Here is a 12,136-nt window from a genome sequence, read left to right as displayed (position 1 = left end):
GTCTTGCCGAAGATTACTATCGTTTATGCCAACGGCTTATAGGCGATGACGTCCATTTCCACCTTGGCGTCGACCATCAATGGCGATTGCACCGTGGAACGCGCTGGCGGATGGTCGATAAAGTGCTTTTGGAACACAGCATTGAAGCTGGAGAAATCGCGCGCATCATCCAGCCAGACATTCACCTTCACGACATCAGCCAAAGTACAGTCCGCGAGAGCCAGCACGTCCTTGATGTTGGTGATCACCTGCTCGGTCTGGGCAACGATATTGCCCACCACCACCTCACCGTTGAGCGTTGGCACCTGTCCGGAGACATAAACGAAATCGCCGGCCCGAACCGCTTTTGCAAAAGGGCGGCGCTGACCGCCTGCCTGATTGTCAGCCGTCTCGTAACGGATCAGTTTTTCGTTGTTCATATGTCATGCTCCTTATTCAACGATTGAGGTCGCTATCATTCACGCAGCAGATAAGCGTCCGCCCCATTCCGTGAAATCCTGCACCAAATGCCCAGGAGAAACTTCGATATAGTTGCGTTTCGGCGGAACATAATCGAGCGGTCGCAATGGGCTTTTAGTTTCTTCGCCAAGTTCCGGGCGCACCAGTCCTCGTGAAGCCGGGTCGGGAATAGGGACGGCCTCTATAAGACGGCGCGTATATGGGTGCTGGGGGTTGCCAAAGATCGCTTCGCGCGGACCAATCTCGACAATTTCGCCGAGATACATCACTGCCACGCGGTGGCTGATCCGCTCAACGACAGCCATGTCATGGCTGATGAAGAGATAGGCAAGATCATGCTGCTCCTGCAAATCAAGCAGGAGATTGGCCACTTGCGCCTTGACCGAAACATCGAGCGCCGACACCGCCTCATCCGCGACGATCAGCTTTGGCTTCAACGCCAAAGCGCGCGCGATGGAAATTCTTTGTCTTTGTCCGCCTGAAAATTCATGCGGAAAGCGGTCTGCAACCGAAGCCGAAAGCCCTACCTGCTCCAGCAGTTCTGCAACCCGCGCCCTCGCTTCGCCTTTGCCCATCATCTTGTGGGCCAGAATGGGTTCGGCAATCGCCGCGCCAATGCGGATGCGCGGATTGAGCGAGGCAAAAGGGTCCTGGAAAATCATCTGCGCATTGCGCCGCATTTCGCGCAACTGCGACGCACCAAGCTTGGTCACGTCCTGTCCATCAATGACGATACTTCCAGATGTCGGCTGCAGCAGACGCATGATCGTGCGACCGGTTGTCGATTTCCCGCAACCGGATTCTCCTACGAGTGCCAGTGTCTCTCCGGGGCGAAGGTCGAAAGAAACATCTTCAACGGCGTGAATGCGACCGTTTGGAAGTTCAAACCGAACCACAATATTGGTGGCTTCGAGAAGCGGTGCTCGATCCGCAGGCAGGGGCTTTGTCTGCGAGCCCTCGGCAGCTTGTCCGGTTTTCGGATCGACTGCCGGGAACCGTTTTGGAGCCGTTGCGTCTCCCATGGTTCTCAACCGGGGAATGGAAGCGAGCAGAGATTTTGTGTATATTTCTCTCGGCGCAGCAAAGAGTTCTTCCGTACGACCAGTCTCGACCATATCGCCACGGAACATGACCACTGTGCGATCTGCGACCTCTGCAACCACGCCCATATCATGCGTGATGAAGAGAACGGCCATGTTCTCTTCCTGCTGCAATTCACGAATGAGATGGAGGATTTCGGCCTGTATTGTCACGTCCAGCGCTGTCGTCGGTTCATCGGCGATCAGAAGCTTTGGGCGGCACGCAAGCGCCATCGCAATCATTACCCGCTGGCGCATGCCACCGGAAAATTTATGCGGATATTCTTTCAAGCGGGATCGGGCTGCTGGAATGCGAACGCGCTCCATGAGGCGAACAGCTTCCTCTTCAGCCTGCTTCCAACTCAGTTTTTGATGAAGCACCAAAGCCTCGGCCAATTGATTGCCAATCGTGAAGACGGGATTGAGCGATGTCATCGGTTCCTGAAAGATCATGCCTATGGAGCCGCCGCGCACCGAACGCATTTCCGCTTCCGATACTTGCAGAAGATTGCGCCCATTGAGCAGAATTCGGCCTTCTGACTTTGATTTTGCAGGCGGCAGCAATCGCATCGTGGAAAGCGCGGTGACACTTTTTCCTGATCCGCTTTCGCCGACAATGGCAACCGTCTCGCCAGCATTCACATGGAAATTGATATCGCGGATGACGGGCCGCCAACCCTCTGCGGTCTTGAACGAGGTCGTGAGGTTCTCAACCAATAAAACCGGGCGGGTATCACTGCTGGACTCTAGATGCATGGTCAGCTTTCCTTCGCGAGACGCGGATCAACCAGATCGCGCAGGCCATCGCCGACAAGTTGCAGCGAGAGGACGGAGAAGACGATGGCAAGGCCGGGAAACAGCATGAGCCAAGGCGCGTTGTTCATATATTCCCGTCCCGATGCCAACATGGTTCCCCAGGTCGGCATATCCGCCGAAACGCCAACGCCTAAGAACGACAGGCTTGCCTCTGCCAGCATTGCCGATGCGAAGACGAATGTTGCCTGTACCAGAATGGGAGAGGCCAGATTGAGCAGGACATGACGCAACAATATCTGCCAGGTGGGAAGTCCCAGCGAAATTGCCGCCTCGATATAGGGCATCTCGCGGATCACCAATGTCGAGCCGCGGACGATACGCGCAAGGCGTGGCGCATAGGTGATCCCAAGCGCAATGATAACGGTCATCAACGAAGGGCCAAGTGCTGCAACAAGCGCAATCGCAAGCAGAATATCCGGGAAGGACATCATCGCGTCGAGCAGTCTGGAGATAGGCGTATCCAGCTTGCGGAAATATCCGGCCGTTACGCCGAGTATGACGCCCAGAACGGTCGAGATTACAACCACGCCAAGACTGACGAGCAGCGAAACGCGTCCTGCAAAGATCGCGCGCGAGAAAATATCGCGTCCGAATTCATCAGTGCCGAAAATATGCTTCCAGGAAGGGCCCTGAAGCTTGTTCACGATAGAAAGTTTGTTCGGAGCATAAGGCGCAACCCAAGGTGCGAGAATAGCTGCCAGCACCACGGCGAGCAGGATCAGCGCACCGAGCAAGATCGCCCGATTGCCGAACAGACGTCGAAAGCCCGACGCAAAGGGCATGGAGAAAGAAGCGAGCGTCACAGGCGTACCCTCGGATCTACGAGAATATAGAGCATATCGACCACAAAATTGATCAGCACATAGATAGCGGCCACGACCAACAGCGTTCCTTGGATCACCGGATAGTCGCGGCGCAGCACCGCCGATACCACCAGATTTCCAATGCCCGGCAGACCGAATACCGTCTCCGTAACGACCGCCCCCGCGACCAGCATTGCGATGGAAAGTCCAATGACGGTGATGATGGGTACAAGTGCATTCTTGAAGGCATGCTTCAGGATCACGCGGCCTTCGGTGGCGCCCTTTGCCCGCGCCGTACGCACATAATCGTCCCCCAGCACATCAAGCATGGCTGCCCGGGTAAAGCGGGTGATGAGTGCGGAATTGACCACGCCAAGCGCCACGGCAGGCAAGATCAGATGGTGCAGGCGTTCCAGAAAGCTCGTGTCGGGACCACCATAACCGGATGCCGGGAACCAGCCATATTGAACCGCGAAAATCTGGATAAGGAGCAAGCCCAACCAGAAACTTGGCACGCTTGCAGCCACCATGGTCAGCACGACTACAGTCTGATCGAAGAAGGTTCCTCGTTTCACGGCTGAGAAAACCCCGACCGGCAAGGCGATCAGCACCGCGATCAATATGGAGAACAGCGTGAGAAAGAATGTCGGCTCCGCACGCGAAGCAAGGGCTTTCGTCACCGGCTGGTTGAGAAAGATGGACTGACCAAGATCGCCTTGGAAAATGCCCAGCACGAACTGGCCGTATTGCACCAGAAGGGGCGCATCCAGCCCCATCCGTGCTCTCAAATCTGCAATGTCCTGCGGGGTCGCGTCAGACCCCAGCATGACGGCAGCGGGATCGCCTGGCGTAACCCGGACAATGACGAATACAACTGTCACGACAAGGGCAAGCACGACGGCCATGCCTATCAAGCGGTGCAACAGTGCCCGGGCGATCCTCGACATGGTCTGCCTCACTTCTTCGGGACTACATTCCAGAAATGCGGCCAGTAGGTTGGCGTATAACCGGCAACCCCATCCGCAACACCGGAAACTGCATTGAAATTGCCGACCTTATAGAGCGGTGCGTCATCATAGATGACGGTCTGGATGCCTGCCCACGCCTCCTGCTTTGCTTCATCGGTCGTCGCATCCATATAGGTGGCGACGGCTTTGGCTTTCTGGTCCGACACATACCAGCCCGGATATGTATCCGTGATGGTGTTGATCGTTGTCGGATCGCCTGGGAAATTCGAATGGGTGATGAAGATATCCCATTCCTTCGGATCGGCGCGACGCGTCGTCAGCGTAGCCCAGTCGACAACCTGCATATCAACCTTGAAGCCTGCCGCTTCAAGATAGACTTTCGCCACCTCACCGATCTTGTAATGGAACTCATATTGACGGCTGGTCAAGAGCCGGATCGGCGTGCCATCATATCCGGCATCCTTCAGGAGCTTGGCAGCTGTTTCAGGGTCGCCTTCGCCATAGCGGGCCACGCCGGCTTCAGTGTGCCAGAACGACCCTTCAGGGAAGATGGAGCCATCGACGCTGTAAAAACGGTCATCGGAGAAAGCTGCGAGCATCATGTCGGATGCATTGAGCGCGGCCTGAACCGCCTGACGCAGTTCCTTTTTGACGAGCGCGCCTTCCTTCATGTTGATATTCATGGAGGCCCAGCCCGAGTTCTTGAAGATGACTGGTTTGGCCTTCCCGCTTGCTTCAACACGCTCATAGGCGCTGACGGGAAGCGAGTCTGCGAAATCAAACTGTCCGGAAATCAGTCCTTCAACGCGGGTGTTGGCATCGGGAACGGGCACAAAGCGCAGTTCCTTGGCAATGGCCTCGCGTTTGCCCGCATAATTGCTCGGCTCGCCTTCCGGAGACTTATAGTCGTCAAAGCGCACGAGCTGCGTATACTGATCGGGCTTGCGCTCCTTGAGCGCATAGGGGCCGGTGCCGACGAACTGCGTCAGCGTGTCGGCAATAGTCTCGGACGGAATGATGATCGACGCTTGCGACAAGGTCGCCAGCAATGGCGCATAGCGCGACTTGAGTTTGATGATGACCGCACGGTCGCCATCTTCGCTCAGGCTTTCTACGATGCCAGCAACCTGCTTGCCCTTGGAATTGATTTCCATCCATCGCTTCAAGGATGCGACGACGTCCTTGGAGTCAAAATCGCTGCCATCGTGGAACTTCACACCTTCTCTCAAGGAAATCTTGTAAGTCAAACCATCTTCGGAGATTTCCGGCATGCCAGCAGCGAGCAACGGAACCGACTTCCACTGTTCATCATAGGTATAAAGCGTCTCAAAAATATGCTGGTCAATCGTCAGGACAATATCGGTTGGGGTCTGCATCGCATCCAGTGTTGGCGGCTCGCCGATGGTTGCGATGGTCAGAACGCCATCCGACGATTGCGCGAAAGCCATCACGCTTGAACATAGAAGTGCTGCAGTAGCCCCCAGCAGAAAACGTTTTTTCATGGTTACTCCCCTTTTATGTAATCGAACCGACTGAGTGTTCGCTGTGGTTAGTCCAGCCCGAGCGGGTCGGCGACCCGTGGCCAGAGTTCCAGACTTGCTTTCCGATATGGTGTGACCGCTGGATTGGTCGGGTACGAAGTTGGAGCCGCTATATAGACAATCTCCGAGGCGACAGGCTGGAAACCGGCCTGAAAGTGGTTGGTCGATTTGACGACAAGGAAATCCTTTCGCGCAAAATCGATCCCCAGATTGGAGAAGATGTCCGGCTCATAGGTCTGTGAGCGGCTGGTAATCAGAATGATATCGATCTGTGTTCCGACAGGACGGATTACCGCGACACGTCCCAGATTGACCCGGCTGTTGCGAAAGCTTTGCCAGCCTGCGTCCACGACCTTCTCGATGGTCACACGCAGATCGAGCGGCTCGCCGCCTTGCCATGACGACTTTCCACCGACACGGATTTCGAGCTCAGCCCCCTCGCCTGCCGCATGACAGAAAGCCACCGCGACAGGATCCCAGATGGTGGCTACCGCGAAATTGTCGAGCTTGCGCTCCAACATGCGGCGCAGAATATAGGTAGCGTCGCCCGCCACGCCCCCGCCCGGATTGTCCCAGATATCGGAAACAACAACGGGACGCGATGGGTCACTGGCGCGACGTTCCAGGACGCGATCCAGACCGGTTTCCGTATCAAGCATCTCCATGGCCGTAAGCTTTCGCATACGGTACAGTTCATGGCCCAGTTGACGCGCAAGCTCGTCGCCTTTGGCTTTGTCATTATCGGTAACCACGATAATCCGTGTCCCCATGTCGGGCGTGTCGCCAGCCATGAAACCATGGATTACGGAAATGGAAAGGATGCCATTCTTGCCCTGCAGGGCCACAAGGCGATCCACATAAGACCGCATTGGCTCGCGATTGGTGGGATAAATGGTGATCATGCGGCAATCGAAGGTCGAAATGACAGGCTCGATTTCCCCACGCAGAGTCCGGAGAGCCAGATCAACGACATGTTCTCCGCGCTCTTCGAAATCCGTATGCGGGAACTCCAGAAACGTTGCCATGACGTCGAGATTGGCCACACGTTTTGCAGTTAGGTGACTATGGGGATCAAATTCCGCCGCGATCAGAACATCAGGGCCGACAACTGCGCGTACTTTTTCCAGAAAGTCCCCTTCCGGATCATCGTAGCCCTGCGCCACCATCGCGCCATGCAGTCCGAGAACAACCGCATTCAAGGGAAGCGCGGCCTTCAGTTCAGCCAGTATGGTATCGCGCAATGTCTCATAGGTCTGGCGTTGAATGAGACCCGCAGGCTCGGCCCAGCACGAGGTGCCTTCGACAACGGTAAAGCCCTCAGCTTTGCCGCGACGGCGCAAAATCGGCACAACGGATGAACACAAGGTCGGCGTTTCCGGGTGCTCGCCGGGCTTGGCGTAAAAGGCTGCCTTAAACGCCTCCATATCCGTTGGAACGGGTGAAAACGTATTTGTTTCCGTAGCCATCGAGGCCGTGAATATGCGCATGGTATGGTTCCAGGTGTATGGCTTGATCAAAAGTCGTGTCGGCATCTGTTCGCGCGGAAAACTCGACGCCCGTGCGCGCGCTCGTTTCAGGTTTGTCACTCACGTCGCGTCGCAAAAACAGTTCACGCAGACCGGCGACAATGCCGACGCAACAATTGAAATCGGGATATGATGGTGGTCTCCGCCTCGTGTTCGCCCTTTGATTATTTTTGTAATTTATTTTCTTGATAATGCGTCGAATAATGTCCATGTCAACAGGATATCGCGCAATGAACTGCGCCGTCGGCGTTAAGATGAAAAGTTATGAAATTGATTTTCATGAAGCGGCGGCGGATACACCGCGATGATGAGCGGAAAATGCATGCCCATTCAATGCCTTTCAGGCGGCTCTCAATGCTCCATGTGATATAAATTTACTTATCAGATGAAAAAGGAGCCGAAAAATTCGGCTCCTTTTTCATGTTTTCCGCGCACTTTTTTCAGCGTTAGGCCGTCATTTCACGCCACCATTGGCGCACAGTTCACCAAACGGTCCCACGTGCGGCAACATCTTCAACACGAGTCACCACACCGTCACGATGAAAAACAATGCGATCGAACAGGTTGCTGACGACACACGTGTGATTGGGGATGACCCGAACAACAGCCCGCACCGGCGCGAAATCTTGTTTGCAATCCGTCAGATCGACCACACCGTGCTCTTCCGAAAGGGAAACAATCCGCGCGCCCTCAAAGCCTTCGATAACACCATGGTCAACAAAATCAAGCAGGTCCGATGTCAGAGCTTTGGAACCGCAATCCAGCACGGCCCTGCCCGGCGCGGGTCTGGAAACTACAGTTGCAAGAATATGCATGGCAAGATTCTCATTGGTGCAGTGCCCTGCCCTAACCATGCTGCGGTCGTTATAGACATAGGTGCCAGCGCGGTGTTCAGTCGCTGACGGTACGAGATGCGCGGAATAGAGGTCCGGCGAGCCGCCATTCGACCGGATCGGGCAATCTATTCCTTTCGCGGCCAGCTTTTCCATCGTCTCGACGATGAAATTTTCGACTTGCGCCGCGCCTCCCGCCGCCGGGTAAGTCAGGATGCCTGCAAAACGAAGACCGGGCTTGGCGGAGATCACTTCAGCCAATGCCACAACGGCATCCGGCGTCTGGGCACCGCATCGCTTGCCACCTGTGTCGCATTCCACCAGCACCGTCAGCGGTCGCTCGGCATCAAAGATTTCAGCAAGTCCCTTGATCGTGACTTCACTATCGACAGTCACTTTTAAAGCGCCGATTTTCGCATTGAGCACTTTCAACCGCGCGAGCTTTGCAGCTCCGAGAATATTGTAGGTTATCAGAATGTCATCGAAACCGGCCTCGGCAAAAACCTCCGCCTCGGTGATCTTCTGGCAATTGATGCCTTTGGCGCCCGCTTCAAGCTGTAGCCTTGCGATGGAAGGTATCTTGTGCGTTTTGATATGCGGACGAAAAGCCTTCCCGTGCTGGTCGAAATAAGCCTGCGCGCGCGCAATATTCGAGGCCATACGGTCTTCATCGATGATGGGCATTGGGGTCGGGATATTTTCAACAGGCGTGCCTGCTTCTGGCCAAGGGAACGTCATGGATTGCCTCTTCGGGTACGGTGCGCGATTGTTGTCGACGGTGTATATTATTTTCTTGATTAACCTCGTGTGAGAGATAACCATTGATCAGAACGTGGAAAATTTCCATAGTCATGTAATTATTTTTCATCAGCAGGGATATGGAAAAGAGACCGCAAAGCGCTGTTTCCTTCTCGACCGGAGTTCCAATGGACGTCATTCACGCATTGTCGGACAAGGAAGGCAAACTTTCCGGTCTCGAAAAAAAGCTCGCAGCCGTGGTGCTGGAAAATGTCGATTTTGTCGTCAATTCCTCGATTGGTGAACTGGCGGAGAAGGCAGGCGTTTCTCCGCCAACCGTAACACGGTTTTGCCGGCGGATAGGCTGTCAGGGTTATTCCGACTTCAAGGTGCAACTGGCAAAGATAACCTATGTCGGATTGCGCTATCTGATGCCGGAAACCGAGACCAGCTCGGTGGAAGAAGTCGCCGAAGACATTATAACCAAGGCGCAAAATGCGCTCTTCCAGTTACACCGGCAACTCGATCTCGCCGCAATAGAACGGGCCGCCCACCTGATCCGTGGGGCTGAGTTTATTCAGGCCTTCGGCGCGACGGGCAACTCAGCCATGATTGCCAATGAACTCCACAACCGGTTGTTCCGCCTCGGTTGTCGCATCAATGCATCGACGGACCACAGCATGAACCACATGCTCTCAGCTGCTGCGCAGCCGGGAACGGTTGTCATCGGCTCATCGATTACAGGGCGAGATCGAGAGCTGGTGAATTGCATGAATTTGCTGCGCGCCCGGGCCATTCCCACCATTGCGATAACGCAGAGCAATTCGCCTGTCGCACAGGCTTCCGATGTGTTGATTGCAATTGATCTGGACGAAGGCAAAAATATCTTCCGTCCCACATCCACCCGCTACGCCTATCTGGCCACAATCGACATTCTGGCAAACATGGTTGCCTATGCAGACCGTAACCGCTCCGCGCATGTTCTCCGACAGATCAAGGAAGAGCTTGTCCGCTCCAGGGATGGCGACGACAAACAGGTGCTGGGAGATTAAGCGTTTGTCTCTCAGGCCGCAGTGGTTGCGGCCTGAGAGTTTTAAAATGCGCAGGCGTTAGCGCTGCGCCACCGGCCTGACCAGCGGTGTCACTCGGCGAATGGTAACACGGCGGTTTTCCTGCTCTGGCCCGTCGGTCTTGATCTTCAGAAAGCGCTCACCATAGCCCTGCGTGACTAGATTTTCGGCAGGAATATCATAGACTTCCGTTAGCAGGCTTGCGACTGACTCTGCGCGCTTGTCGGAGAGAACGAGGTTCGATCGATCAGAGCCGACAGCATCCGTGTGGCCTTCGATGAAGAAGGTTTCACCCGGGTCCTTGGAAAGAACCTTCTGCATGGCATCAGCCACTTTGCGCAGCGTCTTGGCCTGTGAAAGCGAGACTTCCGCGCTCCCGGTGGCAAAGTGGATGGTGTCCAGATCAATGCGGCGCACCTTATCGCGCAGACGTGCCGAATGACGCACCTCGTCAATCGTATAGACGCGTTCAACCCGTTCTACCGGAGGCATGGCCAGGAAGTCATAGAAATCGCGGTCGCGGTCGTCTGTGACGTCAATGATATAATCGCTGACAGGAATTGTGAGACGCATCGGCGGTAGCTCGTAGCCGACATCGGCAATAGCTGCACGGGGTGTATCTTCATAGTCGGGTGCGTAGACCATGAGATATTCGTTGCCGTCGCGATCAATACGGGAACGTTGCACAACATCACCATAACGATCATAAACAGTCACCACGCGATAGCCGCCGGGGCGCACAATCGTTTCGCGCGTGCGGCCGCGCGGAAGCTCATCATAATAGGCTTCTTCAGCGTTGCGGCGCAGACGTGGGCGGTCATCGCCGCGCACAAAAATTCGATCTCCCACATTCATAACAACGCGGTTGTCGATTTCTTCAAGCACTTTCACATTGCTGACGTTGTTCGTCACATTGTTGACTGTCGTGTTATTGACGACCGTGTTGTTAACAACGGTGTTGTTCACAATGTTTGTGGTTTCCGGGACAACGAAAGCGGGTGCTTCGTCGACGCGCTTTCCCTTTTCCTTCAGATTGGCTTCAATCTTCTTGGGAAGATCGGCTTTGATTTCTGCAGGAATAGCAACCTGAGCGGATGCGTCGTCTGCGGGGGGCGGCGCTGAGGCTTCGGCTTCGCGCTGTTGTCCACGCTGCTTGCGACGTTCCTCGCGAGCCTGATTGCCACCGCTATTGTCGGCATCCTTGTCGCTGTCGAGAATCGCAGCACCGTTCTCGACCGGAAGAACCACCGTTTCGTCCGTCTTCGACGGATCTTTCGCGATCGCTTCCTTTTCTGCCGCGGAACGCTCGTCGACGATTGCAGGAACAGGCTCTCGCTTCTTCTCAGCCTCCTGCGGCTCCTCCGCTGGTTGCTGTTCTACCGGCGACGGCTCGCGCTTTTGCTTTCCACGCGGTTCTTTGACGGGAGGCTTTTCGGATGGCTGAACGGGGTTCGTTTCGCCGGTCTGCGGTTCGGTCGGTTGCACCGAAACAGGTGCAGATTCCGGCTGTGGCGATGGCTTCTGGGCCTGTGCATCGTCGGCAGGAGCGGGCCTCTTCTTTGGCCGTTCCGCAGGCTCCTTCGTGGTCTCTTCCGATGCATCGTTTGCATCGGGCGTCTTCGCTGCTGGCTTCTTGTGGGCAGGAACCTGTTGTTCTGGTTCAGCCTCGCCTTTCGGCGCGCTTTCTTCCGATGCAGGCTTCTTCTCTTGGGCTTGGCGCTGCGTCTCTTGCTCTGCCGCCTTCTTTTGCTCGACAGCCTGCTTTTCAGCTTCGTCGGCAGCAGCCTTCGTCTCAGCCTGGCGTTCCGCTGCTTCCTGCTCAGCTTTACGCTGTGCCTGTTCTGCCGCCTTCTGCTGTGCGGCAGCTTCTTCTTCGGCCTTTTTCTGTTCAACCGCCTGATGCTGCGTTTCCGCTTCAGCCGCCTTGCGTTCTTCAGCCTGCCTTGCAGCCTCTGCCTTTTCCGCCTGCTGCTTTTCTATTTCCTGGCGCTGCGCTTCCGCACGTTCAGCCTGCTTCTGCTCCTCAGCCTGACGATGCCCCTGACCTTCCTCAGAAGGACGCTCGCCTTCTGCCTGTGGCTGTTCAACGGGCTGTTCCTGCGGCGCTTGCTCCTCGCTGTTTTCCTGAGCCACTTGATAGGACTGCGACAGCCTATCCGCGAAAGATGGCTGCGCCAGAACACAGACCGATATCACCGGGATCGCAACAGTAGTGCGAAGCTTGGAACGAATAGACATATATCCTTCTCCTTCTGGAAGGCAGAACTGATAAGCAAAAGGGCCTGCTTCCGATTCCGCACATG

General features: G+C 55.5%; 9 protein-coding genes. 1 reads left to right on the top strand and 8 read right to left on the bottom strand.

Translation table 11 applies throughout. The features are described 5' to 3' along the window. Window positions 1-23 precede the first annotated feature (23 nt). From HWD97_RS15900 to HWD97_RS15870, 7 genes are all read right to left on the bottom strand, one after another. Window positions 24-419, bottom strand: coding sequence for a Rid family hydrolase (locus HWD97_RS15900; RefSeq protein ID WP_339441330.1), 396 nt, complete (start codon window positions 417-419; stop codon window positions 24-26). A 39-nt stretch (window positions 420-458) separates the two neighbouring features. Further along, the gene (locus tag HWD97_RS15895; RefSeq protein WP_371835245.1) at window positions 459-2,294 is read right to left on the bottom strand and encodes an ABC transporter ATP-binding protein; all 1,836 of its coding nucleotides are present in this window, start codon (window positions 2,292-2,294) and stop codon (window positions 459-461) included. 2 nt (window positions 2,295-2,296) lie between these two features. After that, the gene (locus HWD97_RS15890) at window positions 2,297-3,157 is read right to left on the bottom strand and encodes an ABC transporter permease (protein ID WP_371830808.1); all 861 of its coding nucleotides are present in this window, start codon (window positions 3,155-3,157) and stop codon (window positions 2,297-2,299) included. Beyond that, the gene (locus HWD97_RS15885; RefSeq protein ID WP_371830807.1) at window positions 3,154-4,104 is read right to left on the bottom strand and encodes an ABC transporter permease; all 951 of its coding nucleotides are present in this window, start codon (window positions 4,102-4,104) and stop codon (window positions 3,154-3,156) included. The genes HWD97_RS15890 and HWD97_RS15885 overlap by 4 nt, the downstream gene beginning before the upstream one ends. Before the next feature lie 8 nt (window positions 4,105-4,112). Beyond that, window positions 4,113-5,627, bottom strand: coding sequence for an ABC transporter substrate-binding protein (locus tag HWD97_RS15880; RefSeq protein WP_371835244.1), 1,515 nt, complete (start codon window positions 5,625-5,627; stop codon window positions 4,113-4,115). Between the two features lie 47 nt (window positions 5,628-5,674). Continuing rightward, entirely contained in the window at window positions 5,675-7,153 is a 1,479-nt protein-coding gene (locus tag HWD97_RS15875; RefSeq protein WP_371835243.1) for a M81 family metallopeptidase, read from the bottom strand. Window positions 7,154-7,674: 521 nt separating this feature from the next. Then, window positions 7,675-8,763, bottom strand: coding sequence for a D-TA family PLP-dependent enzyme (locus HWD97_RS15870; RefSeq protein WP_371835242.1), 1,089 nt, complete (start codon window positions 8,761-8,763; stop codon window positions 7,675-7,677). A 188-nt stretch (window positions 8,764-8,951) separates the two neighbouring features. On the opposite strand from HWD97_RS15870, the gene HWD97_RS15865 reads away from it, so the two are divergent. Beyond that, window positions 8,952-9,815, top strand: coding sequence for a MurR/RpiR family transcriptional regulator (locus HWD97_RS15865; RefSeq protein WP_109366010.1), 864 nt, complete (start codon window positions 8,952-8,954; stop codon window positions 9,813-9,815). Window positions 9,816-9,872: 57 nt separating this feature from the next. Here HWD97_RS15865 and HWD97_RS15860 read toward each other — a convergent pair whose 3' ends face one another. Further along, on the bottom strand, window positions 9,873-12,071 hold the full coding sequence (locus HWD97_RS15860) for an OmpA family protein (protein WP_371835241.1): 2,199 nt from the start codon (window positions 12,069-12,071) through the stop codon (window positions 9,873-9,875). Window positions 12,072-12,136: the final 65 nt, after the last annotated feature.

It is taken from the genome of Ochrobactrum sp. C6C9, assembly GCF_022627935.1.
GTDB classification, from domain to species: domain Bacteria; phylum Pseudomonadota; class Alphaproteobacteria; order Rhizobiales; family Rhizobiaceae; genus Brucella; species Brucella teleogrylli.
This window is presented reverse-complemented; position numbering and strand designations above follow the sequence as displayed.